At 68.8% G+C, this 22,881-nt stretch carries 26 protein-coding genes and 1 tRNA gene; 15 read left to right on the top strand and 12 right to left on the bottom strand.

Annotated elements, in window-relative coordinates:
- The 3 genes from CA984_RS18445 to CA984_RS18435 form a co-directional block, all read right to left on the bottom strand.
- Positions 1-256: transposase (locus CA984_RS18445; protein WP_165781316.1), on the bottom strand; the 256-nt coding region annotated here is incomplete at its 3' end.
- 114 nt (positions 257-370) lie between these two features.
- Positions 371-460, bottom strand: a tRNA-Ser gene (locus CA984_RS18440).
- A gap of 267 nt (positions 461-727) precedes the next feature.
- Positions 728-1,291, bottom strand: a complete 564-nt coding sequence (locus CA984_RS18435) for a YceI family protein (protein WP_086573988.1) — start codon at positions 1,289-1,291, stop codon at positions 728-730.
- Positions 1,292-1,392: 101 nt separating this feature from the next.
- On the opposite strand from CA984_RS18435, the gene CA984_RS18430 reads away from it, so the two are divergent.
- Positions 1,393-1,872: a MarR family winged helix-turn-helix transcriptional regulator gene (locus CA984_RS18430; RefSeq protein WP_242676035.1), complete on the top strand. Its 480-nt coding sequence runs from the start codon at positions 1,393-1,395 to the stop codon at positions 1,870-1,872.
- Positions 1,873-1,990: 118 nt separating this feature from the next.
- Here CA984_RS18430 and CA984_RS18425 read toward each other — a convergent pair whose 3' ends face one another.
- Positions 1,991-2,560 (bottom strand): SigE family RNA polymerase sigma factor, encoded by a 570-nt coding sequence (locus tag CA984_RS18425; protein WP_423229315.1) that lies wholly within the window; start codon positions 2,558-2,560, stop codon positions 1,991-1,993.
- A 248-nt stretch (positions 2,561-2,808) separates the two neighbouring features.
- Here CA984_RS18425 and CA984_RS18420 point away from each other — a divergent pair, with 248 nt between their 5' ends.
- Positions 2,809-3,759 carry a hypothetical protein gene (locus CA984_RS18420; protein ID WP_086573984.1) on the top strand — a complete coding sequence of 317 codons (951 nt, stop codon included), beginning with the start codon at positions 2,809-2,811 and terminating at the stop codon, positions 3,757-3,759.
- A 5-nt stretch (positions 3,760-3,764) separates the two neighbouring features.
- The gene (locus CA984_RS18415) at positions 3,765-4,604 is read left to right on the top strand and encodes a MauE/DoxX family redox-associated membrane protein (RefSeq protein WP_086573982.1); all 840 of its coding nucleotides are present in this window, start codon (positions 3,765-3,767) and stop codon (positions 4,602-4,604) included.
- A gap of 121 nt (positions 4,605-4,725) precedes the next feature.
- Here CA984_RS18415 and CA984_RS18410 read toward each other — a convergent pair whose 3' ends face one another.
- Complete coding sequence (locus tag CA984_RS18410) at positions 4,726-5,907, bottom strand: ATP-binding protein (RefSeq protein ID WP_086573980.1); 1,182 nt, start codon at positions 5,905-5,907, stop codon at positions 4,726-4,728.
- Between the two features lie 628 nt (positions 5,908-6,535).
- On the opposite strand from CA984_RS18410, the gene CA984_RS18405 reads away from it, so the two are divergent.
- The 4 genes from CA984_RS18405 (at position 6,536) to CA984_RS18390 (ending at position 10,270) form a co-directional block, all read left to right on the top strand.
- Positions 6,536-7,297: a M15 family metallopeptidase gene (locus tag CA984_RS18405; protein ID WP_341351720.1), complete on the top strand. Its 762-nt coding sequence runs from the start codon at positions 6,536-6,538 to the stop codon at positions 7,295-7,297.
- Positions 7,298-7,546: 249 nt separating this feature from the next.
- Positions 7,547-8,410 carry an NUDIX hydrolase gene (locus tag CA984_RS18400; RefSeq protein ID WP_086573978.1) on the top strand — a complete coding sequence of 288 codons (864 nt, stop codon included), beginning with the start codon at positions 7,547-7,549 and terminating at the stop codon, positions 8,408-8,410.
- A 43-nt stretch (positions 8,411-8,453) separates the two neighbouring features.
- Complete coding sequence (locus CA984_RS18395) at positions 8,454-9,485, top strand: permease (protein ID WP_086573976.1); 1,032 nt, start codon at positions 8,454-8,456, stop codon at positions 9,483-9,485.
- Positions 9,470-10,270, top strand: a complete 801-nt coding sequence (locus CA984_RS18390) for a TIGR03943 family putative permease subunit (protein WP_086573974.1) — start codon at positions 9,470-9,472, stop codon at positions 10,268-10,270. The genes CA984_RS18395 and CA984_RS18390 overlap by 16 nt, the downstream gene beginning before the upstream one ends.
- Before the next feature lie 195 nt (positions 10,271-10,465).
- Here the strand turns inward: CA984_RS18390 and CA984_RS18385 are convergent, their stop codons facing one another.
- Both CA984_RS18385 and CA984_RS18380 read right to left on the bottom strand, forming a co-directional pair.
- Positions 10,466-11,275, bottom strand: a complete 810-nt coding sequence (locus CA984_RS18385) for a PrsW family glutamic-type intramembrane protease (protein WP_086573972.1) — start codon at positions 11,273-11,275, stop codon at positions 10,466-10,468.
- 52 nt (positions 11,276-11,327) lie between these two features.
- Positions 11,328-11,897: a cadmium resistance transporter gene (locus CA984_RS18380; protein ID WP_086573970.1), complete on the bottom strand. Its 570-nt coding sequence runs from the start codon at positions 11,895-11,897 to the stop codon at positions 11,328-11,330.
- 182 nt (positions 11,898-12,079) lie between these two features.
- Between CA984_RS18380 and CA984_RS18375 the strand changes: the two genes are divergently transcribed.
- From CA984_RS18375 to CA984_RS18360, 4 genes are all read left to right on the top strand, one after another.
- A complete protein-coding gene (locus CA984_RS18375; RefSeq protein WP_086573968.1) occupies positions 12,080-12,805 on the top strand; it encodes a hypothetical protein in 726 nt (241 codons plus the stop codon).
- Positions 12,806-12,984: 179 nt separating this feature from the next.
- Complete coding sequence (locus CA984_RS18370) at positions 12,985-13,407, top strand: hypothetical protein (protein WP_133061706.1); 423 nt, start codon at positions 12,985-12,987, stop codon at positions 13,405-13,407.
- A gap of 3 nt (positions 13,408-13,410) precedes the next feature.
- On the top strand, positions 13,411-13,797 hold the full coding sequence (locus CA984_RS18365; RefSeq protein WP_086573964.1) for a hypothetical protein: 387 nt from the start codon (positions 13,411-13,413) through the stop codon (positions 13,795-13,797).
- Positions 13,798-14,234: 437 nt separating this feature from the next.
- Positions 14,235-14,738, top strand: coding sequence for a Pycsar system effector family protein (locus CA984_RS18360; protein ID WP_086573962.1), 504 nt, complete (start codon positions 14,235-14,237; stop codon positions 14,736-14,738).
- 196 nt (positions 14,739-14,934) lie between these two features.
- Here the strand turns inward: CA984_RS18360 and CA984_RS18355 are convergent, their stop codons facing one another.
- Positions 14,935-15,912: a helix-turn-helix transcriptional regulator gene (locus CA984_RS18355; protein ID WP_086573960.1), complete on the bottom strand. Its 978-nt coding sequence runs from the start codon at positions 15,910-15,912 to the stop codon at positions 14,935-14,937.
- A gap of 113 nt (positions 15,913-16,025) precedes the next feature.
- On the opposite strand from CA984_RS18355, the gene CA984_RS18350 reads away from it, so the two are divergent.
- The 4 genes from CA984_RS18350 to CA984_RS18335 all read left to right on the top strand — a co-directional run bounded on the left by CA984_RS18350 (position 16,026) and on the right by CA984_RS18335 (position 18,929).
- A complete protein-coding gene (locus tag CA984_RS18350) occupies positions 16,026-16,433 on the top strand; it encodes a VOC family protein (RefSeq protein ID WP_086573958.1) in 408 nt (135 codons plus the stop codon).
- A complete protein-coding gene (locus tag CA984_RS18345) occupies positions 16,430-16,972 on the top strand; it encodes a YdeI/OmpD-associated family protein (RefSeq protein ID WP_086573957.1) in 543 nt (180 codons plus the stop codon). Before CA984_RS18350 ends, CA984_RS18345 begins: the two co-directional genes overlap by 4 nt.
- A gap of 220 nt (positions 16,973-17,192) precedes the next feature.
- Positions 17,193-18,053: a 3-methyladenine DNA glycosylase gene (locus CA984_RS18340; RefSeq protein WP_086573955.1), complete on the top strand. Its 861-nt coding sequence runs from the start codon at positions 17,193-17,195 to the stop codon at positions 18,051-18,053.
- A gap of 219 nt (positions 18,054-18,272) precedes the next feature.
- Complete coding sequence (locus CA984_RS18335) at positions 18,273-18,929, top strand: LysE family translocator (protein WP_086574004.1); 657 nt, start codon at positions 18,273-18,275, stop codon at positions 18,927-18,929.
- A 781-nt stretch (positions 18,930-19,710) separates the two neighbouring features.
- Here CA984_RS18335 and CA984_RS18330 read toward each other — a convergent pair.
- The 4 genes from CA984_RS18330 to CA984_RS18315 form a co-directional block, all read right to left on the bottom strand.
- Entirely contained in the window at positions 19,711-20,316 is a 606-nt protein-coding gene (locus CA984_RS18330; protein ID WP_086573953.1) for a DUF1707 SHOCT-like domain-containing protein, read from the bottom strand.
- 74 nt (positions 20,317-20,390) lie between these two features.
- Positions 20,391-21,152 carry an ABC transporter permease gene (locus CA984_RS18325; protein WP_086573951.1) on the bottom strand — a complete coding sequence of 254 codons (762 nt, stop codon included), beginning with the start codon at positions 21,150-21,152 and terminating at the stop codon, positions 20,391-20,393.
- A gap of 9 nt (positions 21,153-21,161) precedes the next feature.
- On the bottom strand, positions 21,162-21,968 hold the full coding sequence (locus CA984_RS18320; protein WP_086573949.1) for an ABC transporter ATP-binding protein: 807 nt from the start codon (positions 21,966-21,968) through the stop codon (positions 21,162-21,164).
- Positions 21,955-22,191, bottom strand: a complete 237-nt coding sequence (locus CA984_RS18315) for a hypothetical protein (RefSeq protein WP_242676033.1) — start codon at positions 22,189-22,191, stop codon at positions 21,955-21,957. The genes CA984_RS18320 and CA984_RS18315 overlap by 14 nt, the downstream gene beginning before the upstream one ends.
- Between the last annotated feature and the right edge of the window lie 690 nt (positions 22,192-22,881).

The raw sequence follows: 22,881 nt of genomic DNA, 5'->3' as shown, positions 1-22,881 counted from the left end.
GGTCAGCACGTACCTCGCGAGGGTTCCAGCGGGCGCTGTTCAACAGGCGCTGCATGCGGTCCGGCGCAGCATCCCCAGCCGCCTCGGCCAACTGCCAGCCGTTCTTGCGCTCGATCGGAGCCAGCAGCCCCAGCAGGTACGCCCGCGCCTGACGCCGCGGCTCCACCCGCCCGAACCGGCCAGCCACCCGCCCGAACAGCACATCCAACCCCGAGACCCACTCCTGGAGATCATCGGACGTTAACTCACCAACCATGGCGTTCAGACTACAGATCACAAAGCCTGGCTGTAGTACTAGGACTGCAACTATGACGCCCTTGAAGATCAAAAAGGCCCTCTTCCAAGATTCTGGGAGAGGGCCCCTGACCTGCGGAGGCTCGGGGATTTGAACCCCGGATGGGCTGTAGACCCAAACCGCATTAGCAGTGCGGCGCCATAGACCTGACTAGGCGAAGCCTCCTGGTTGCCGTGTGGCTCAGCACAGAGTACCGGCCATCTGCCAAGGCGGCAAAGCGATTGCCGGTCGCGTCGCCGAGAACAAAAACGGCGGAGTTATCCACCATCTGTGGATAACTTGCTCCACACCTGTGGACAAGGTCCGGATTTCCCAGGTGGGAGCGGTGGATGTCCTGGGGATTCCCGCGATGCAAGACGTAAAGTCTCAATCAGCGGACATGGTGCAGACTCCCTCCCCATCCGGGGAAGGAGTCCGAGTAGATCATGGAAATCAGGCGGCGGGGTTGGCTTCGCCCTCGATCTCGATCTTGACCTTCTTGCCGATCAGGACGCCGCCGGTCTCCAGAGCCTGGTTCCAGGTCAGGCCGAACTCCTCACGGTCGATCTCAGTCGTGATGGAGAAACCCCAGACCTCCTGGCCCCACGGGTTGGTGCCGGCGCCGCCGTACTCGACGGTGAGCTCGACCTGCTTGGTGACGTCACGGATGGTGAGGTCGCCCAGGACGGTGAACTCGCCGCTGGAGTAGCCGACCACGCGGGTGGTGCGGAAGGTGATCTCGGGGAACTTCTCCACCGCGAGGAAGTCCTCGCTGCGCAGGTGGCCGTCACGGTCGGCGGAGCCGGTGGTGATGCTCTCCGTCCTGATCGTGATCTCGGCGGAGGAGTCCAGGGGGTTCTCGGCGATCGCGACGGTCCCGGAGAAGTCGGTGAAACTACCGCGGACCTTGCTCACCATCATGTGCTTGGCCATGAAGCCGATCCGGGTGTGGGCGACGTCGAGGGCGAAGGTGCCGGGGGCGGGGAGCTGAAGGTCTTCCCAGGTCCGAGTGATCATGTCTACTCCCGATGAAGTGCTTGTCGTGCGGATGTTTGCGACAACAGATTTCTACATGAGGAATATTCCGCACGTCAACTATCGTCGGATACAGTGTGAACGTGATCCCATCTGATGACTCCCGGCTGACGGCGATGGGTCTTCTGGCCGAGGCCTACACCGGCCTGTCGGCGAAGATGCACCTGTCCTTCGCCGCGGTCGGGCTCTCGGACATCGACTTCGAGACGCTGATCCGGCTGGCGCGCTCGCCCGGTCAGCGCCTGCGCATGAGCGACCTGGCCGCCCAGACCAGCCTGTCCACCAGCGGGGTGACCAGGGTCGTGGACCGGCTGGAGCGCGAGGGTCTGGTCGTACGGCAGGCGTGTGCCAGCGACCGCCGGGCGTCCTACGCGGCCATCACCGACGCGGGCACCGACCGGCTGGGCGCGGTGCTCCCCCAGCACCTGGCGGACATCGAGACCTGGTTCACCGGCCTGCTCTCCGCCGAGCAGCTCAGCACCCTTCTGGACACGCTCAGAATCATCCGCGACGCCGTACGGCCATGCGCCACGGCGGGAGCCGAGCTCACCCCGTCCGAATGACAGAGGCCCCTCCCCCGACTCTCTCGACCGCATCGAGCGCAGCGCTCTCCTGACGGACATGCATGGGGAGGCGGGCGGCCGTGCCCGAACCGATCACCGGCCGGGGCCGGGTCCGGCTCTAGGCCTGCGGCTCCAGTTGCCGCTGCTCCGGGATCGTGAGGTCGCCGCGGAGCTTGGCCATCGCCCGTGAGACCGTGCTCTTGACCGTGCCGACGCTGATCCCCAGCGCCTTGGCGATCTCCGGTTCGGTCATGTCCTCGTAGTAGCGCAGCATGACCGCGGCCCGCATGCGGGTGGGCAGCCGGTCGAGGGCCTGCTCCACCCGTTCGGGCAGGTAGCCGTAGCCGCCCGTGAGAACCGGTTCGGGGAGTTCCTCCGACGGATACTCCTCCAGCTTGCGCCGTCGCCACCAGGAGATGTTGATGTTGACCATCGCCCGGCGCACGTAGGCGTCCATGGCCGCGCGCTCCTGGATCCGGTCCCAGGCGAGGTACGTCTTGACCAGCGCCGCCTGGAGCAGGTCCTCGGCGTCATTGGGGTGCCCGGTGAGCTGGTAGGCGGCGCGCAGCAGCGTGGGACCGCGAGCAACGACGTACTCGCGGAACTCCTCGTGGGTCCCGCCGGTCACCGCGATCACCAGCCTGTGGTCTGGGTGCGTCTCGTGGCCAGAATCGCAGCCGGAGCCCATAATTCGGCTGAACCGGAACCTATATTTCGTCCCCTCAACGGCAAAAACCGGCTCAGCCCCGTGATCACAAATGGGCGGGGTAGCGGGTACGGGTCTGTCCCGAAGTGGGAGGCAACGCGTTGTATCAGGGGTGGGAATTTTGCTACAGGGTCGGACACCTGCCGGAGTTATTGGCGCAAGCGAACAGCGAGACCCCGGCAGGCGTGTGACGCTAACGGGGAAACCTCACCGAAATATGGGGAGTGACGATGCCGCACCGCAGCGTTGACCGCCGCCGCGTTCTGGCGGCGGCCGCGCTTGGCCGGACCCTCGACGAGCCGGGGGCGGTCCCCGGCGATGGCGAGCTCCTCCAATCGGTCACCGGCGAGATCCTCGACGTCAGCCCGCACCTGATAGTCATCGACACCCCCGATGGCCGCGAGGAACGGCTCGTCATCGCGCCGTGGGCGACAGCATGGCGCGGCGAGGCCGTCGCTCCGGCGGACCTGCCGCCGGGCGCCCAGGTGATCATCAGGGCACTGCGGTCCGGCCGGGTGGTGGACCGGATCTGGGCGGACATCACCCGGATCACCGGAGTGATCCAGTCCGTCGGCTCCGGTTCCGGGGACCACACCATGGAGCTGTACTGCGGACCGCACCGGGGGCGGCGTACGGTCGTCATCCCCTACCGCGCCTCGGGCCGGCTACGGGTCCGGCACCCGCAGTTCGAGCCCGGCTACCTGTTCGACGCCATCGGTGTCCGTGAGAACGGCGTGGCCCAGGCCCGGCTGCCGGCGACCTCGCAGCCGCCCTACCGGTGGACGGCCGTCCCCGAGCCGCCCCCCGGCTACAGCGGCGCGCAGTCACGGATCTCGGGCACCGCCACCTGGTCGGACGCCTTCGACCACGACGAGCAGGGGGCGGCCTACCCCATGTTGGAGCGTTCCGACACCGACTGCCAGGAAGCCGGGGTGTCGTGCGCGGGCCTGCCCTATCTCGCGCTGGGCTCGGTGCTCAACGTGCGCAACGTGTGCGCCGGGCGCACCTCGGTCCTGCCTATCGTGGCATGCGGCTGCATGGCCGGCCGGTTCTGCGACCGGTGCCTGGAGTGCGGCACCTCGCCACGGGGCCGGATCGTGGAGCTGTCGGCGACCGCCTTCGTGGAGCTCGGCGGGGACCTGACGAAAGGGTGTTTCAACGCCCGGGTCGGATTGGGGTGACAGGGATGCTGACGACGATCGCCGCCGCGCAGTTGCCGGTGCTGGGCGCGCTGCTGGCCGCGGGCGCGCTCGCCAAGGTGCGGACGGCCATGAACGAGTCCGAACCGGGTGCGCTGAGTAGGCTCGGACCGGCGGCGCTGGTGGTCGACCGCTGGCGCGTGCCCGCCCTGCTCGGCTGTGCGGCCGGAGAGATGGTCCTGCTGGTCGGCCTGATGGCGACCGGCCACTCCCTGTTCCGGTGGGGCGCGGCCACGTTCTTCGCGGTGTCGACCTACGTCCTGTGGGAGCTGCGCCGCCGCCGGCCGGATGTGGGCTGCGGTTGCTTCGGCGAGGTCAGCGCCATCCCGGTGGGGCTGCGCTCGCTGGGCCGAACCATGGTGCTGACCGCCATGGCCGTGGGAACGGTCTGGACGCCGCCGGTCCCCGGCTGGGCGGTGGTGGCCGGTCTCACCTGGTCCCAGCTACTGGCCGTGGCCGGTGGGCTGCTGGTGCTCGCCGCGCTCTCTCCGGAGATCGAGGAGGCCGCCGCCCGGCTCCGGCACCGCGCCCCCTGCGAGCAGCGCCCGCTGGACCCGGCGACCGCGCTCAGCCGTCTGCGTTCGAGCGCCGCCTGGCGATCGCACGAGAGACTGCTGTCGAGCACGGAACCGGTCGACAGCTGGCGGGAGCTCTGCTGGCGGTTCTTCGTCTATCCGGGGCACAGTCACGCCGGCGACCCGGCGGACGTGGTCTTCGCGATCTATCTGAGCGGCCGGCACCCGGCGGTGCGAGTGGCGATGGTCGACGCCGCCGGGCGGCCGATCGAGATCGGGTCTCTGCAGGAATCTATCCCCGTATCGGCATGACGCTAGAGACCCGTAGATTCCTCTAGCACGCAGGATTCGGCTCTATACGGCTCTCTAGCTTCCCCACTAGAGAGCCGTATAGAGGTCTAGGAGACTCTCATCCACTATATCGAACATATGTTCAGACAGGCTGGGAACGCAGAAACTTTCCGAAGTGCGGCACGGTGAACGCGATCAGCCCGCGCTCCGCGCTGTAGATCAGGCCCTTCTTGATGAGACTGTCGCGGGCCGGGGAGAGGCTGGACGGCTTGCGGCCGAGCCCCTCGGCGACGTCGGCGGTCGCCACGGGCTCGTCGCCGATGGAGGCCATCGCGTGCATGTAGTCGCGTTCGGCGGGGGTGGCCCGCTCGTAACGGCTGCCGAAGAACCCGACCGCGAGCTCCTCCTCGGCCTCCGGCGAGGAGACCCGGATGTCGTCGACGGTGATCGGGCTGCGCAGCGCCAGGTCCCAGGCGACCTTGCCGTACGCCTGGACGAAGTAGGGGTAGCCGTCGGCGGCCTCGTAGAGCGCGTCGAGGGCCTCCTGGGTGAACTCCACTCCCTCGCTCTCGGCCGGGGCGATGAGGGCCAGATCGGCCGCCTCGCGGTCGAGCCGGTCGATCCTGGCGTAGCGGAAAAGCCGCTCGGAGTAGCTCTTGCTGGCCGACAGGACGCTGGGCAGATGGGGCAGGCCCGCCCCGACCACGATCAGCGGGCCGCCGCTCTGCGAGAGCTCGTGGCAGGCCGCGCAGAGCGCCGAGACGTCGGGGGTCTGCACGTCCTGCATCTCGTCGATGAAAAGGGCGATGCCGACGCCGAGGTCGGTGGCCACCCCGGCCGCGTCGACGAACAGCTCGGTGAGGTCGATCTCAAGATCGCCGGAGTCGGCCCGGCCGCGGGAGGCGGGCACATCGATCCCGGGCGACCAGTGCGAGGTGCCCTTGGCCGCGGCCGGGTCGCGCATCGCGAACGCCTTGAGCACGCCGAGGAACTCCTCGATGCGCTCGGGCGCCCGGTGTCTCGGCGCCAGCTCACGGATCGCCAGGTGCAGGGCGGCGGCCACCGGACGCCGGATCGACTGGTCGGGCCGGGCCTCGATCTTGCCCGTCCCCCACAGCCGCTGCATGGCCATCGACTTGAAGGTGTTGAGGAGGACGGTCTTGCCGACGCCGCGCAGGCCGGTGACGACCATGCTGCGCTCCGGGCGGCCACGCGCCACCCGCTCCAGGACGATTTCGAACTGCTGAAGCTCACGGTCGCGCCCGGCGAGCTCTGGGGGACGCTGCCCCGCACCGGGGGCGTAGGGATTGCGCACGGGGTCCACGCTCTCGGACTTTATGACGGGATATAGCGGCCGACGTAGATTTCCGTAGAAAGCGCTACGGCGTGTCGCGTGCCGGCGGCCGGAAGTCCGCGGAGCGGGGGCGTGTGCCGTCGGCCGCGTCGCGAGCATCGCCATGACACACCCCTCACCTGGGAAGACCTGGCCCGAACCCGTGTTCGATCCAATGCCTCCGACTGTAGCGCGGCTTCGAACACAGGCGCGATATCTTTCGAAGAAAGCTCAGCTAAAGAATGCCGGCGCGCTTACCGATGTGGTTTAAATGTGGGCGAAAGCCGTAGGAGAACGGTTCGGCGATAAGTAGCCGGCTACCAAGGATCGGGGTAGACATCGAGCACACGTCCCGACGGACCGGTGGACCGGTGGACCGGTGGTTCACCGTGGCGCCAACCAACAGCCGACAACCGGCGACCGGCGGACAGCAGACAGTAGACAGCAGACAGCAGACGTCAACCCACGACCCGCGACGATCGGTGGGGATCGGGCCGCCCGGACTCACGGCCCTCCACGTGCGGAACGCCTCTTATCACTTCAGGTAGCCGGTCAAATACAATGGGGGCTTGTCCTTTTGTCGGTCGTGGGGTGGCGACAGGTGAGCAGCTCTCCTTTGGTGACACGCATCCGGGCTATCGTCGCGGCGGCCGTCGGCTGTCTGGCGGCGGCCGCGTGCAGCGCGACCGCCACGTCACAGCCCGCCCAGCCCTCCTCGCCCTCCCCGGTGACCTCGCCGGTCCCCGCGTCACCGTCCCCTTCGGCCGGGACGCCCACGCCGAGCCCCACCGCGAGCCCGTCTCCCACCACCCCGCCGAAGTTCTCCGCCAAGGTGACCAAGGTCGCCCGCGACCGGCTCCGATACTCCTGGCGGCCCGGTTGCCCGGTCCCGGTCGGCGACCTGCGGCTGATCACGATGACCTACTGGGGCTTCGACGACAGGACCCACACCGGCGAGATGGTCGTGAACAAGAACGCGGCCGACGACATCGTCACGGTCTTCCGGCGCCTGTACGACTGGCACTGGCCGATCCGCAAGATGGAGCTCGTCGACGTCTACAAGGGCGACGACTTCGACTCCATCGACGCGGACAACACCTCGGCCTTCAACTGCCGCCCGGCGACCGGGTCCAGCAGCTGGTCGCAGCACGCGTACGGCAGGGCCGTCGACATCAACCCCCGGGAGAACCCCTACGTGTCCGCCGACGGCTCGGTGGCGCACAAGAACGCCCGCAAGTTCGCCAGGCGCCCCCTGGACGAGCCCGGCGTGATCAACCCCGGCGACCGGGTGGTCAGGGCCTTCGAGAGGCTCGGCTGGGAGTGGGGCGGCTACTGGTCGGGCATCAAGGACTACCAGCATTTCAGCAAGGGCGGCGGCTGAGATCCGGGCCGTCGGGCCTGCGCGGGCGCCCGCCCAGGACAGCACTTCCGGACTTCCGGGCCACCTCGGACAGTGCTTCCGGGCCGCTCGCCCGCCGCGCTGGTCCGGTTCGACCGCCGACCGCGGTCCACGCAGAGCGAGGGGCGCGGTCCACACAGAGCGAGGGGCGGCAGGAAATCCGGATATATCAATTTTTAGCGGCACGGCCCACCCCTGAGGAGTCGATACCTCGTGGTGCATCATTGATCCATGGCGGCCAAGGACGGCGACGGATGGGCCCACTGTGAGCGCGGACATCGGCACTGGGGCGTGCACGGCGCGTCCGGTCTGCTCGCCGTCCACCACGACGCCGCCGGCACGCCCCACGTCCTGATGCAGGAACGCGCCGTGTGGAGCCACCACGGCGGCACCTGGGGTCTGCCCGGCGGTGCGCTCGACAGCCACGAGGACCCCATCACCGGCGCGCTCCGCGAGGCCGGAGAGGAGGCGGCCCTGACCGGCGATGGCCTCCGGGTCCAGGGCGTCTACCTCGACGACCACGGCGGCTGGTCCTTCTCGACCGTGATCGCCGAGGCCGCCGGCCTGCTGGACGCGGTCCCGGCCAACAGCGAGAGCGTCGACCTGCGCTGGCTCACTCCCGAGCAGATCGCCGCCAAGAACCTGCACCCCGGCTTCGCCGAGACCTGGCCCGTGATCAGCCGGGCGCTCAGCCCCCTGGTGGTCGTCCTCGACGCCGCCAACATCGTCGGCGCCCGATCCGAGCACGGATGGTGGAGGGACCGCGCCGGAGCCGCCGCCAAACTGGTCGCCGAGGTGAGCGCCCTCGCCGGCGGCGGCCTGCGCGACCTGCCCGGCGAGATCCCGGACCTGGACCGGTGGTTCCCCCGTTTCGTCATGGTCGTCGAGGGGGCCGCCCGCGACGTCTCGCCGCTCCCCGGCGTCTCCGTCGTCGCCGCCCCCGGGATCGGCGACGACGCCATCGTGCAGGCCGTACGGGATGTCCCGCCCGGCGAGCGCGTCCTGGTCGTCACCGCCGACCGGGGCCTGCGCGAGCGGGTCACAACCCTGGGCGCCATGGTCGCCGGCCCCAGGTGGCTGCTGTCCCAGCTGTGATGTTCCACGTGGAACATCCCATGAATCTGCCACGATATGGGGCATGTCCGAGCTTCGAACCGATCCGCGGAGCCCCTGGGCCGATGAGGACGCGACCGTCCCCCCGGACTCCTGGGGACGTGGCACCGGGCCGAAACACACGCTGCCATGGGGATTCGCCCTCGTCGTCGTCCTGCTGGTCGTGGGACGGTTCACCCTCGCCCCGCATCTGACGGCCCCGGCACTCCAGACCTGGGCAACGATCTTCGTGGCGATCTGCGTGCAGGCTCTGCCCTTCCTGGTCTTCGGCGTGGCCCTGTCCGCCGCGATCACGGCCTTCGTCCCCGCATCGTTCTGGACCAGAGCGCTGCCCAGGCATCCGGCCGCCGCCGTACCCGTCGCGGGGATGGCCGGCGCGGTGCTGCCCGGCTGCGAGTGCGCATCCGTCCCGGTCGCGTCCGGCCTGATGGCCCGGGGGGTGCCACCGGCCGCGGCGCTGGCCTTCCTGCTCGCCTCCCCCGCGATCAACCCGATCGTGCTGGTCGCGACCGCCGTCGCCTTCCCCGGGCAGCCGCTGATGGTCGTGTCCAGGTTCGGGGCGTCGCTGGCGGTGGCGGTCCTGGTCGGCTGGCTCTGGCTGCGGTTCGGCCGGAGCGAGTGGCTGCCGATCCCCTCCCGCCCGCACGGGGACGGGCCGAAGTGGGCACGGTTCGGCGAGGCGATGCGGCATGACCTGCTGCACGCGGGCGGGTTCCTCATCGTCGGCGGCCTGGCCGCCGCCACGCTCAACGTCATGGTCCCCCGCGAGTGGCTGGCCGCGCTGGCCGAGGTCCCGTGGCTGGCCGTCGTGGTCATGGCCCTGCTGGCGGTGCTGCTGTCGATCTGCTCGGAGGCCGACGCGTTCGTGGCGGCCTCGATGACCGCGTTCTCCCCGACCGCGAAGCTGGCCTTCCTGGTGGTCGGGCCCATGGTGGACCTGAAGCTCATCGCGCTGCAGGCCGGCACGTTCGGCAGGGCGTTCGCGCTCAGGTTCGTCCCGTTGACCTTCGTGCTCGCCGTCCTGGTGAGCGTCCTCTTCGGATGGCTGCTGTTGTGAACCGCGTGACCCAGAACCTGGTCCTGATCATGCTCGGCTGCGCCGTGCTCCGGATCTCGGCGTTCTCCACGACCTATCTGAACTATGTGAAGCCCGGTTTCCGGCCGTTCCTGATCGGCGCCGGGGCGGTGCTGATGATCCTCGGCGTCGCCGGCCTGATCCAGGCATGGCGGCCAGGGAAGGGCTCCCCCGGCGCCGAGGGGCACGGGCACTCACCGGAGCACGGCCAGGGCCGGGAGCACGCGCGGCACTCACGGGGCCAGGGGCACGGGCACGACCACGCGCATGGGGGCCCCCGGGTGGCCTGGCTGATGTGCCTGCCGGTGTTCGCGATCTTCATGATCGCCCCGCCCGCCCTGGGCTCCTTCGCCGCCGCCCGGTCCGAGACGCCGCCGCCGCGCAGCCAGGCTCTCACCGCCTTCACCCCGCTGAGCGGCGACGGACCGGTGGACATGCCGATCGGCGAGTTCATCGGCCGGGCCTGGGACGACGACAACAGGTCCCTCACCGGCCGCACGGTCAGGCTGACGGGCTTCGTCGTCCCGTCGAAGAAGAAGGGCCAGTGGTACGTCACCCGCATGCAGATCGCCTGCTGCGCCGCGGACGCGTTCCCGCTGAAGGTCGCGGTCAAGGGGATCCAGGCGCCGCCGCCGGACACCTGGGTCGAGGTCACCGGCACCTGGATCCCGCAGACGTTCGGCAGGATGCCCAACGGGGTCGTCTATCCGCAGCTTTCCGGCACGGATCTCATGAAGGTCGACACCCCGGACGAGCCCTACGAGTAGGCCGGGACCTCTCCCCGTTTCCCCGTTCCCGGACGCCCGGCTTTTCCTCCGCCCGCACGGACGGCTACGGCTTTTTCCTCCGCCCGCACGGACGCACCGCCGTCCGTCCGTACGGCGGCCGCCCTCCGCCTGTACGGCGGCCGCCTTCCCGTCCGTACGGCCGCCTTCCCGCCTGTACGGCGCTCGCGTGGGAGGTCAGGCGGGGGACGGCGCCGGGTCCAGGACCGGTGCCGTGGTCAGGTCGCGGGTGGCTCGATGGAACAGCCAGTAGCTCTCCGCCGCGACGACGAGGAAGAGCAGGCGGGCGGGGCCGGGGATGTCGAGGGTCAGCAGGCCGTCGTTGAGCGAGTGCAGTACGGCCGCCATCGCGAAGGCGCCGACGACGGAGAAGGTGATCACGATCCGTCCCCTGGCCTGCCAGACGCCGAAGGCGACCGCGCAGATCAGGCCGGTCCAGACGAGATGGCTGAACGGGGTGGCGAGGCCGCGCATGAACAGCACCATGCCCGCGTTGACGGCTCCTGTGTCGTCGACGCTCTTCCAGGCGTAGGACATCGATTCCATGATTGCGAACCCGGTCGCGCAGGACAGTCCCAGCGCCACACCGGCGGCCTTGGTCAGGTAGCGGCCGGTGAGCGCGACCAGGAGAAGGGGGACGCATTTGGCCGATTCCTCGATCCATCCGACCTGCAGGATCGAGGGGCCGTGCTTGTCGGGGATGAGCAGGGCGTCGAAGTATCCACCGACCAGAAGGGCGACGCCCCCGCCGAACAGGAACATCCCCACCAGCGTGACACCCGGGACGCTGGCGCCGATCCTGGTCCGATCATGGATGGCGACCAGAAGTCCGACCGGACCGGCCGCCGCTCCGTAGAAGAAGGCCGCGGGCATGACCGCGCGGTTGCCGACCGCCTCTGTCATGGCGATGAGCGCGGCTGACAGTGCCGCCATGGCGATCCACACTTTGAACCACCGGTGCCGGTAGAACCTAAAATGTTCACGCATGCGAAGTAAATCCCCATTTGGGGTGTCGTAGATTCGGGCGAATCGCCCATCTTTACCTAAAGGCCGACTCCATCACGATGACCGCGCCGATCACCATGAACACCACCGGGACGAGCCATCTCCCCGAGCGCTCGACCAAGCCGATGATCTTCTTGTGCGACCCGAGCCAGGAGGCCGCCGCGCACCAGACCGCGACCAGCAGGGTGAACACCGCGATCGTGACGAGGCTGGCCGCCGGGCCGATCGTGCGGAACATCGGCGTGTAGACCGAGATGTTGTCGGCGCCGTTGGCGAGCGTCACGCCGGCGACCGAGACCACGCCCGAGGCCACCGGTCCCGCCCCATCGCCGTCGTCCTTCCTGACCAGCCCCCACGCCCCCATGCCGAACGGCACCAGCCCGAGCAGCCCGACCCACCGGTCCGGCACCACGGTCAGCCCGAGCGCCGCCACGGCCGAGACGGCCACCAGGATGGCGATACCGGCATACTGGCCGGCGACGATCTGCCAGGGACGGGGGACGCCACCCGCCCGGGACGCCAGGAACAGCACCGTCAGGATGACGATGTCGTCCACATTGGTCCCGGCGAAGACGGCGGCGGCCGTACCGATTGATTCACCCACGGGCGCATTATCGGGCCTGCCGGACCATGAGACATTCCAGGCTTTCCCTCCGGCTCCGCATGGCCGTCCGCAGCCCGCCTGCGCGTTCCGGGCCGGATGGGCCGACGATCACCGTGGCCAGCTGCGGGTGGCGGGCATTACGATCACGTTCGTCCGTTCCCGCCAGCCCCCGGAGGCCTCGCGTGGGCTATCCGCCGCCGTACGGCCGGCCGCCGAAAGGCGAGACGGGCCGAGGGCTGGCCGTAATCGTGATCATGGCCGTCGGCCTGCTCATCGGGGCGGCCCTGTCCGTGGCGACGGTGCTCGACCCGGCCGCCTCGTCGAAGGGCCCTTCCGTGGCCCGGGATTCCGAGCATTCGGAGACCGCGGTCCGCCAGGCCGCCCAGGTGGGGCTCGACGCCTATTCCGGCGGATCCTACGGGGACTTCTGGGACCTGTGGAGCGCGCAGGCACAGGCAGCGGTCGCGCGCGCGGAGTACGTCAGGTTGTTCCAGCTGTGCCCGCAGCCCGTGCCGGACGTCCCGTTCGCCATCGCCACCGTCACGATCACCGGCGACGACGCCCAGGTCCAGGCGACCCGGTCCGGCGACACGACCGACTTCGCCTTCCGCTACGAGGGCGGCTCGTGGCGGTACGTACCGCCACCGGAGGAACTGCAGGAGTACCGGACCCAGGGCGTCGACCAGCTGGCCCGGCTACGACAGTCCGCGGGGACCTGCGGCGCCGTCGCCTCGACCCCGCCCACTGCCGACCCCTCCGTTCCGGATCCGTCTGTTCCCGACCCATCCGTTCCCGATCCGGCCGTTCCCGATCCGGCCGTTCCCGATCCGGCCGCTTCCGTGCCGCCAACTTCTGCTCCGGTGGTTCCCGATCCGTCTGTCTCCACCTCCGCCACTCCGCCGGCTTGATCCGCCCGGACCCGGAAAGAGCTGGAGAAAGAGCCGAGAACGGAGCCGGAACGGAAAGGCGTCCGGCGATTCTTATGTGATCGCTCAATCTTCTGCCGTCTCCCGCCGGCATATTGATTGGTCCCCGAAGTCACGGGAAGGTACTGCCCGCTCCGGAATTCACGGCTACTGTCGGAGGTATGGCCCACTCCCTGCCGGCCTGGCGAGACGGCGCAGGTCCGGACGCACCGGAATCGACTGATCAGGATGCCGCCATGCAGGAGCCGGCTCCCGTCCCCCTGTGGCTGGCACATCTCCAGTCCAGAGAGGGGCTGGAGGGAATCAGCGCCCCCACCCCTGACACCTCCATCACCATAGAGCTGGATAAAGCAGACTTTGAGGCGCTTTCTCGTAAGGCACGATCGACGGGCAGCAGGATCGCCGATGTGGTCCACGCCGCCGTCCAACGAGAGATCGGCAACAAGCCCCACGTCATCACCTTGATGCACCGCTGGAGCCTGCACCGTGAAGACCTCGACACGGCGGCCGGCGCTCTCGGAGTCGCCCCGCTCTCCGAGGCGGAATGGGGCCAGATCGGCAGCCGCCGGGTCCGGAGGTCCTGAATCATGCTTCCCGGCCGGGTGCTCGACGTCAGCGCCCTGATCGACATCGCGGTGGCGAAGACCGAATACTCGCGGAGCATCGCCGCCATGTGCCTTTACCGCGGCGGCGGGATATGCATTCCGGCGACCGGCCTGGCAGCCGTCCTGTCCATCTCCCCGATATCCACGCAGGTGGAGTTGTTCGAGCTCGTCACGACACCCGGCGTGAAGATCGACGATTTCACCCACGGAAAGGTCGGAGAGATCGCGGAGATTCTCGACGGATCACGGGACATCACCGCGGGACACGTCATCTGGTGTGCTCGGAGCACCAAATGGCCTATTTTGACAGACCGCGGCGGGGAGCTCGTCCAGTACGACCAGCACATCAAGATCGACCCGCTGCCCTAGGGATCGGGAAGGCGCCGAACGGGCGGCTCCCGCAGAGACTGACGTGTTCGGCCAGTCCGCCTGGCGGCAGGCCCTCGACCCGCTCCCCGGCCGCGGATCCGACGAGCCGATCCACCGGGTCCGCGAGGCGGAACGCTCCGGACCGACGGCTCCCGACAGCTCCCGACGCCCCCGAGGCGAGATCTTCGACGGCGCGGCCACGAGGTCGCCTGACCGCCTGCGCGGGCCTCCGAGGGCCATCCGTTCACCGGCGGGTAACAGTGGTATCCGTTCACCGGTGGGTGACAGCGGTATATGGAAACGCATTCAGCGCCATTCCGTGTATACGCGGTGATGCCCTCCGGCCGACCCGGGGAACCACCCGCCGAGGTCACACGTCAATATCGTTGGGACTGACCACGGCCACGATCGCCGGTAAAGGGGTTCCATTGGAAAACATGACAGCCACAGAGCGCGGCGACACGGCCGGCACAGGCATGAACGACCTCTCAGGCTCCCTGGAATTGACACGGCAGGAAATCGCGCGGGCGGACATCAAGGCGACGGCCCTGCTGACGATAACGGGGATCGGGTTCACCGCGTTCTCCGCCGCCGCGGCGGGAGCCGTAGCCGCCCCCGTGCAGGGCGCCGCCCGCTGGTTGACCATAGGCGCACTGGCCGGGGTCACGGTGGTGGCGGAGCTCCTGCTCCTGGTCCTCCGCCCGCAGATGAGCCAGGACCTTTCAAGCCGCCATTACTTCGGGCATTGGCGAAAATATCTCATGAGCCCGGACGAGTTGGCCACGGAACTGGGGGCGGACTTAAAGCAGGCCAAGCTGCTTGTCCAGCTCAGCGACATAGCTTGGCGGAAGTATCGCCTGATACGGATTTCCGTCGACTCTCTGATGCTGGCGCTTCCACTCATCGCCGCGGCGGTTGCGGTGACCTTGATATCACACTGATTCAACCTGACCATGTGCGGCTCCGATCCGGCCCGCCCTCCGGGAATCACAGCGAGCCGGGCAAGGGGTCAGGGATCCTCAGAGCCGTTCCACCGGTAGCGGCGACGCGCTGGATGCTCATGCCGTACGGCCCGCACCGCCGCGGCAACCGGGTCCCCGCCCTGGCCGGCTCTCCACGGTCGCCGGAAGCGAGACCTCACGCCTGGCTCGTGTCGGTGAACGCGCGGATGGCGCGTCCCGCTCGTCCGGCGATCGAGCGGAGGTGCTCGGCCAGTTCGGGAGGGTCGAGGAGGGTGTAGTCGACGGTCAGGAGCGTGATGCGGTAGGCCAGGTACTGCGCGGAGTCGGGGTGGGTGTGCAGCCGGCACGAGCGCCGGTCGACCGGTTCCAGGGTCCCCTGCCAGGCGGGGACGTTCTCGACGGCCTGTTCGATGGGCACATGCAGCAGCAACCGGGCCCGGATGTCACGGGACGGCATCGCCCGGGTCACCCAGGTCCTGGTGTCGACACCGCCGGGAAGTTCACGGCCGGGAACGCGGACGCCGGTGCGGTGTACCTCGCTGATCCGGTCCACACGGAAGGAGCGCCACGCGGCCCGGTCCTCGTCGTAGGCCACCAGGTACCAGAGATGGCCCGAGGCCACCAGTTGACGCGGCTCCACCAGTCGCCGTGTCATCTCGCCGTGCGCCTTGGTGTAGGCGAAGCGGACCTTTTCGTGGGTGGCACAGGCGGCGGCGAACGCGGCCAGGGTGTCGGCGTCGGCGGCCGGGCCGTCCCGTGGCGGCAGGACGACGGCCGCGTCCGACAGTGCCGTCACCCGGTGGCGCAGCCGTACGGGGAGGACCTGTTCCAGCTTGGCCAGGGCGCGCAGCGAGGTCTCCTCGATACCGGTGACGGCGGCGGTGGCGGCGGTGCGCAGGCCGATGGCGATGGCGATCGCCTCGTCGTCGTCGAGCAGCAGCGGCGGCATCGCCGCCCCGGCGGTCAGCCGGTAGCCGCCGACGTTGCCCTGGGTGGCGTGGACCGGGTAGCCGAGTTCACGCAGCCGGTCGACGTCGCGGCGGATGGTACGAGGGGTGACGCCGAGACGGTCGGCGAGCTCGACGCCCGGCCACTCACGCGGAGTCTGGAGCAAGGACAGCAGTTGCAGCAGCCGGCCGGATGGATCACGCATGAGTTTCATCCTGCCGCACTAATAGGACGTTCACTGACCTATTGGCCTCCTAAAGTCGGGGACATCAACCGGAACGGCAGCGGCCGGGTCTCCGGCGGCGAAGGGAGCACAACATGTTGCGAGGACTGGCCACCGTCAGCTTCTGGGCCGACGACCTGGAGGCGGCCAAGGAGTGGTACGTCGAACTGCTGGGCACCGAGCCGTACTTCGAGCGTCCGGGCAACGGGCAGCCGGCCGCCTACTACGAGTTCAGGATCGGCGACTACCAGGCCGAACTGGGCCTCATCGACCGGCGTTACGCCCCGCCGGGCGCGCCCGCCACCCCCGGGGGCGCGGTCGTCCACTGGCACGTCGACGACGTGCAGGCCACCCTGGACCGGCTGCTGTCCATGGGGGCCACGCCGTACACGCCGCTCACCGAGTACGGCCCCGGTTTCGTCACCGCGTCCGTGGCCGACCCGTTCGGCAACGTGCTGGGCATCATGTACAACCGGCACTACCTGGAGATCCTGGGCCGATGATGCACTTCGAGGACGCCGCCCAGTGGGAGTCGTGGCTGGCCGAGCACCATGAGGACGGGGACGGCGTCTGGCTGAAGATCGCCAGGAAGGGGTCGGCGGTCCCCTTGGTCACGATCGGGCAGGCGCTGGAGGTCGCGCTGTGCTACGGCTGGATCGACAGTCAGCGCAAGTCCTACGACGAGCACAGCTTCCTGCAACGCTACTCACGCCGCCGCACGGGCAGCCCATGGTCGCGGGTGAACGTCGAGACCGTGGAGGCACTGACCGCCGCGGGGCGCATGCGGCCGCCCGGCCTGGCGGAGGTCGCCGCCGCCCAGGCGGACGGCCGCTGGGAGGCGGCCTACACCGCCCAGCGCAACGCCACCGTCCCGCCCGACCTGGCCGAAGCGCTGGCAGCCCACCCGGAGGCCGCCGCCGGCTTCGAGGCGCTCGGCAAGACCGGACGCTACCTGGTGATCCTGCCGCTGCTGAAGGCCCGGACCCCGGCCGGGCGCGCGGCCCGCCTGCGGAAGGCGATCGCGAGCCTGCCGAACGGATGAGAATCGCGAGCCTGCCGAACGGATGAGAACGGAGAGCGGCCGAGAGCCGCTCACGACGGCGTACGGCTGCGCCCTCCGGATCCCGACCACAGGAGATCATCCTGCGCATGTCCCACCGGAGCGGGGAGCGGTAGACGCTGCCGTCGCGGAGGCGGCCCCTCCCGGCGCGGACGTCCGGGCTGCCTGCCGGACACCACCGGCCCGCGCATACCATTCAGCGGTGGAAGTTTTGGAGCCGGAGGTGTGGCGGGCCCGGACGGAGGCACACCGGCGACGGGTCGAGGCATGGACGGCGCCACACCTGGCGCGCAGAGCACGAGGTGAGACCCATCCCATCGAGGACTTCCTGTTCACCTACTACGGACACCGGCCGGCGCGGCTGCGGCAGTGGCATCCGGGCACCGGGGTGGTGCTGAAGGGGGCACGCGACTTCGGCAGCGGCTACCTCGACACTCCCGAGGGAGCCATGCTCGACACCGCGGCGCTGATGGACAGGCGCGGGCCCGCCGTCGAGTGGACCGCGCGGCTGCTGGCCGCCACGGCCGCACGGCCGGCGTATTTCGGCTGCTTCGGCCTGCACGAGTGGGCGATGGTCTACAAGGCCGCGGAAGTACGGCACGGCGCCTGGCCACTGCGGCTCAGCGGGGACGAGATCGCAGAGGTCGTGGAGCAGCGAGGCGTGCGGTGCGGTCATTTTGACGCGTTCCGCTTCTTCACCCCTCAGGCGCGCCCGCTCAACGCACTGCAGCCGACGCGGCAGCAGCAGCAGGAGCTGGAGCAGCCGGGTTGCCTGCACGCCAACATGGACCTGTACAAATGGGCGTACAAGCTGTCACCGCTGGTGAGCAGCGAGCTGGTCGCCGACTGCTTCCTGCTGGCCCGTGACATCCGCGCCGTGGACATGCGGGCCAGCCCGTACGACCTGAGCTCGCTCGGCTACCGGGCGATTCGGATCGAGACACCCGAGGGACGGGCCGAGTACGCCGCCGAGCAGCGGGGATTCGCCGAACGGGCGCGGCCGCAGCGGCAACGCCTGCTCGACGCCTGCGAACGGCTACTCGCCGGCACCCGCTCCCCCTGATCCCCGGTGACAGGTCCGGGCTCACGGACCGGCCACGCCACTGGGCAGCGGCTGTGACCGAAAGGGTTCACCGGGTCGCGGTGGCGGTGCCCGGACCGGTTGGATGCGGATCCTCAGACCCGGTCCGGCACGTGGAGACACGGTGGCAGAGCCCGTCAGCCGCCGTGTTCCGCGCAAACGCGTTGAACAGACAGTACGCGCACAACCATGATGAACCTCATGGATCTCATCTCCTCTCTTCCCGCCTTCGTCCTCGCCGTGGTGCTGATCTCCGCCTCGCCGGGACCGGCGATGGCGCTGATCCTGCGCCGCGCGGCCCTGCGCGGCTTCTCCGGCGCGGTGCCCACGGTGCTGGGCCTGGAGGCCGGCCTGTACCTGTGGGCGTTGCTCGCCGCCGCCGGGCTCGCCGCCCTGGTGGCCGCCTCGGAGGTGGCCTTCCTCGTCCTGCGCGTGGTGGGCGCGGGCTTCCTGCTGTACCTCGGGATCAAGGCCTGGCGCTCAGCGTGGCGCAGCCGCGACACAGGCGGAGCGGCCGAGGAGATCACGGTCGAGGAACCGCAGCCCGACTCGGCGCTGACCTGGTGGAGGGCGTTCGGCGAGGGAGCGGTGGTGATGCTGGCCAACCCGAAGATCGCCGCATTCATGATCGCGTTCTATCCACAGTTCGTACCGGCCGACCGGCCGCTGTTCGCCACGACCGCGCTGCTCGCCGTGCTCCAGGTGGCCATCGAGATCGTCCTGTACCTGGCGCTGGCGGCCGTGGTCGGGCGGGCCGGCGCGTGGTTCCGCCGCCCGGTGATCCAGCGCCGGCTGGACGCGATCAGCGGCACGGTCCTCGTCGCCCTGGGCCTGCGCGTGGCTGCCGAGAGCCGCTGACGCGCCGGAGCCGAGCAGCGAGCCGCCGGTGGTTTTCCAGAGCACTACGTCCCGAACAGGGCGGGAACCTTTCTTCAGGCCTCGCCCACCGAAGATCATCCCGAAACGCCCGGAAGGCCCTGGTCAGAGAGCCATCATCCCTCTTGAGCCGGATCGGCAACCATAAGATCATCGTGGAGCAAGCATCCACTTCGAGGAGAGTGCGGCCATCAGCAATGAGAAAGCGTCACATCTCCTGAGACGGTTCATCGCGTCTGAACTTGTGCGAGCGTGGGCGGCCACGGGTGTGGGTCTTGGCGTGCTCCACATCGTGATCAAGCAGGATGTTCACCCCGCGGCTTTCATCGGAGGCTGGGCGGTGTCCATCGTGGCGGTGTTCGTCATATGGATGGCCGCAGAATTCATTCGAAGCAAGCGGGCTGCGCGGACAAGAGACCAGAGCTGACCACCAGTCCAGGAGATCTCAGCGTTGGCCCCCGTCACCTGTAGCACTTCAGCTCAGAGGCGATCTCCCGCCACCTGCCGGTCCCCGTGATTGCTCCTGACGGGCACGAGTTGCCGGGCACGACGCCGGTACGCCTGCCCAAACCGCGTCGGCATCGCGGGGCGCCATCGTTCAGGCCGCTCTCACCTGGACCAACGCCCCTCGACGATCCTTCCGGAGCGGACTGGTACGGCGATGCACCGCGCTGGGGCACGATGCCGGCGATGAATGCTGGTCGGCCCGCACCACGCGTGAGATGTCAGAGTCCGGATACCGCGGTATCCGGGCCCTGCCGCGTCACCGGTGCGTCCCCTGCCACCGGGTGGCGAGCCGGCCGTGCCGCATTCGGCCCACCAAGCGGACGTGCAGCGTCTCCGGCGTGTTGCCGCCCGCGTCCCCGCTGATCGCCACCATGCTGTGCCGGACCGACAGCTCGTTGGCGTTCACCACCATGCCCGGCGCGAGGACCAACTCCACGTTGCCGCCGTTCACCCGCAGTTCGATGACCAGTTCGGGTGCGCTGCGCACCGCGTTGGTCAGGTCCAGCATCACGTCGCACCACGCGGTGCGCAGCGCCAGCCGGTGCGGCAGCGTCCACCGGCCGTCACGGCGCACCGAGCCGTGCCGTTCCTTGATGGTGAGCAGTTCGGCCGGCGGCTCGACCGGCGTMCCGGCGAACGGCAGCGTGAGTGCGCCATCTCCGCCTGGCACCGCGATCAGGTCGGTGATGAGCGGGGTCAGCGCGTCGATGGTGCGGGCGGCCAGCGCCGCGTCCAGTCGTTCGTCGAACTCGACCGGGTCGAGCCGGCCGTCGGCGACGGCGGCGTGCAGCAGTTCGATGACCCGGTCGCGGTCCGCGTCGGACGCGCGCAGCCCAGGTGAAGCGGGCGGATCCGCCGGCATCCGGCCTCCTCGGTGGTGAGGTGGTGGCACCGTACCACCGAAATCGCTGACTGGTCGGTTGAGGGGATGGCTACCTAGGCGATCCTGCGGCGGTAGGTGTTCATGGCGAAGGCGAACGCGACGATGAGGATGCCGACACACCAGGCGAGGGCGATCCAGATGTCGGTGCCGACCGGCTGCTGGGTGAACAGGTTGCGGACGGCGTTGACGATAGAGGTCACCGGCTGGTGCTCGGCGAAGGCACGCACCGGGCCGGGCATGGTGCCGGTGGGCACGAAGGCCGAGCTGAGGAACGGCAGGAAGATGAGCGGGTAGGAGAACGCGCTCGCACCTTCCATGGACTTCGCGGACAGACCGGAGATAACGGCCAGCCACGTCAACGCCAGGGTGAACAGGATCAAGATGCCGGCCACCGCGAGCCACGCCGGCACTCCCGCCGCCGAGCGGAAGCCCATGAGGAGGGCGACGAGCACGACGACCACGAGCGAGATCGAATTGGCGACCAGTGAGGTCAGCACGTGCGCCCACAGCACGGACGACTGTGCGATCGGCATGGACTGGAATCGCTCGAAGATGCCGCTTTTCATGTCCATGAAGAGCCGGAATGCGGTGTAGGCGATGCCCGAAGCAACCGTGATGAGCAGAATGCCGGGCAGCAGGTAGCTCACATACGAATCCGACCCTGTGTTGATCGCGCCGCCGAACACGTAGACGAACATCAGCATCATGGCGATCGGCATGATCGCGGTGGTGATGATCGTGTCCGGGCTGCGCGCGATGTGGCGCAGGGATCGTCCCAGCAGGACGGCGGTGTCACCGAAGAAATGCTTGGTCATCGTGGTTCCTTACGCGTTCGTACCGACGTTGCGGTCATGGCCGTTCTTGCCGTTGTCACCGACGAGGGCGAGGAAGACGTCCTCGAGAGTCGGCTGCTTCTCGACGTATTCGACCTTGGCCGGCGGGAGCAGTTGCTTGAGCTCGGCCAGAGTGCCGTTGACGATGATCCGGCCCTGGTGCAGGATCGCGATCCGGTCGGCGAGGTGTTCGGCCTCGTCCAGATACTGCGTCGTGAGAAGCACCGTCGTACCGTGGTGGGCGAGTTCCTTGACGGCCTGCCACACCTCGATGCGCGCCTGGGGGTCCAGCCCGGTGGTCGGTTCGTCGAGGAAGACGACCGGCGGATTGCCGATGAGGCTCATCGCGATGTCGAGGCGGCGGCGCATGCCACCCGAATACGTCGACACCTTCCGCGCGCCCGCGTCCGTCAGCGAGAAACGCTTCAACAGGTCATCGGCGATCCTGCCCGGATCCTTGAGGTGCCGCAGCCGGGCGACCAGCACCAGGTTCTCCCGCCCGCTGAGGATCTCATCGACGGCCGCGAACTGCCCCGTCAGGCTGATCGACTCCCGCACGTTCGCCGGTTGCGTGGCGACGTCGAAGCCGCTGACACCGGCCGTGCCCGCGTCAGCCTTGAGCAGCGTGGACAGGATTTTCACGACCGTGGTCTTGCCTGCCCCGTTGGAGCCGAGCAGGGCGAAGATGCTGCCCCGCGCCACGTCGAAGTCCACGCCGCGCAGTACTTGCAGCTCCTTGTACGCCTTCTGCAGGCCCTGCACGTGGATCACAGGCCCTCGGGCCTTATTGTCTGTCATTCAGATATCCGTTCTCTGTTTGGTCACGGCGTGTCGCCCGTGGCGCGATCGATGTGTTGGTCGGCCGTTCTCGCCCGGGGCTGATCCACTGACCCGGCGGATGGTTCGCCAGGAATGCCTCGGTGAACTCCACCCGGTCCTGCCTGGCGACTTCGCGGATGGGAGTCCCGTCCGCCGCGCTCTGCTCGACCAGGTCGGCGAGCTCTTCCGGCATCGCTGGCACGCTGTCCTCCTTGTCCGGCGGCCTGAAGGACTGCGGGTACCGCTGCAGCGCATTGATCGCCGTGTGAGAGGTGGCGGGAAGCCGCTGCGTGCGCGCCTTGCACGGCCGACAGCGCCGCTGTCCTCGATCGGCCCGTGAGTGTCTCCAGGGCTACTGGTAGCGCCGCTTCGGCTCGCTCGCTCGGCTGATTACGCAGGTGAGTAGTGACAGTGTCTGTCGATGAGTTTGGACAGCGCTGAGGTCTCCGCCTGTCAGTGACGGGTGCCGCCGGCCGCCGAACCCACTGCCGTCTCGACGTCGAATCCCGGGTCCTGTTCGCGCCATGATCGGGGCGTCGGCGGCATCGAGATCGAAGCCCGTGATGTCGGGGCGCCGGCTGGCGTTCCTACGACCTGCTGGAGATGTCGACCGGGCCGCGCCGATGAGCGGGCCGGTGAGGGCCTGGAGTTCAGGTTCAGGATGACCGGGGCCGCGCTGGAGGCACCGACCGAGACAGTCGAGGACGTCATCTATCCAGCGGTGCCCGGCGGCTACAGGACTCCGGTGACGCTGCGGCACGGGTAAAGGGCCAAGGGATCTCCGTACCGGCGGCACAAGCAGCGCGTGTTCAAGGCCTCCTGCACCAACCACTGCCGCACGGGCTTGATTCAGATCATCGAGGCGCTGGAGTTCGGGTCGGCCAACACCGTG

This window comes from Streptosporangium minutum, assembly GCF_002149035.1.
Taxonomy (GTDB): Bacteria; Actinomycetota; Actinomycetes; order Streptosporangiales; family Streptosporangiaceae; genus Streptosporangium; species Streptosporangium minutum.
Note: the sequence above shows the minus strand (reverse complement) of the source record. Positions and strands in the feature narration are given on the sequence as shown.

Coding starts and splice junctions, on each gene's coding strand:
- CA984_RS18435 (WP_086573988.1), bottom strand. CDS start 1,291: ATGATCACTCGGACCTGGGAAGACCTTCAGCTCCCCGCCCCCGGCACC.
- CA984_RS18425 (WP_423229315.1), bottom strand. CDS start 2,560: ATGGGCTCCGGCTGCGATTCTGGCCACGAGACGCACCCAGACCACAGG.
- CA984_RS18420 (WP_086573984.1), top strand. CDS start 2,809: ATGCCGCACCGCAGCGTTGACCGCCGCCGCGTTCTGGCGGCGGCCGCG.
- CA984_RS18415 (WP_086573982.1), top strand. CDS start 3,765: ATGCTGACGACGATCGCCGCCGCGCAGTTGCCGGTGCTGGGCGCGCTG.
- CA984_RS18400 (WP_086573978.1), top strand. CDS start 7,547: ATGGCGGCCAAGGACGGCGACGGATGGGCCCACTGTGAGCGCGGACAT.
- CA984_RS18395 (WP_086573976.1), top strand. CDS start 8,454: ATGTCCGAGCTTCGAACCGATCCGCGGAGCCCCTGGGCCGATGAGGAC.
- CA984_RS18390 (WP_086573974.1), top strand. CDS start 9,470: ATGGCTGCTGTTGTGAACCGCGTGACCCAGAACCTGGTCCTGATCATG.
- CA984_RS18385 (WP_086573972.1), bottom strand. CDS start 11,275: ATGCGTGAACATTTTAGGTTCTACCGGCACCGGTGGTTCAAAGTGTGG.
- CA984_RS18370 (WP_133061706.1), top strand. CDS start 12,985: ATGGCCCACTCCCTGCCGGCCTGGCGAGACGGCGCAGGTCCGGACGCA.
- CA984_RS18365 (WP_086573964.1), top strand. CDS start 13,411: ATGCTTCCCGGCCGGGTGCTCGACGTCAGCGCCCTGATCGACATCGCG.
- CA984_RS18360 (WP_086573962.1), top strand. CDS start 14,235: ATGACAGCCACAGAGCGCGGCGACACGGCCGGCACAGGCATGAACGAC.
- CA984_RS18355 (WP_086573960.1), bottom strand. CDS start 15,912: ATGCGTGATCCATCCGGCCGGCTGCTGCAACTGCTGTCCTTGCTCCAG.
- CA984_RS18350 (WP_086573958.1), top strand. CDS start 16,026: ATGTTGCGAGGACTGGCCACCGTCAGCTTCTGGGCCGACGACCTGGAG.
- CA984_RS18345 (WP_086573957.1), top strand. CDS start 16,430: ATGATGCACTTCGAGGACGCCGCCCAGTGGGAGTCGTGGCTGGCCGAG.
- CA984_RS18335 (WP_086574004.1), top strand. CDS start 18,273: ATGGATCTCATCTCCTCTCTTCCCGCCTTCGTCCTCGCCGTGGTGCTG.
- CA984_RS18325 (WP_086573951.1), bottom strand. CDS start 21,152: ATGACCAAGCATTTCTTCGGTGACACCGCCGTCCTGCTGGGACGATCC.
- CA984_RS18320 (WP_086573949.1), bottom strand. CDS start 21,968: ATGACAGACAATAAGGCCCGAGGGCCTGTGATCCACGTGCAGGGCCTG.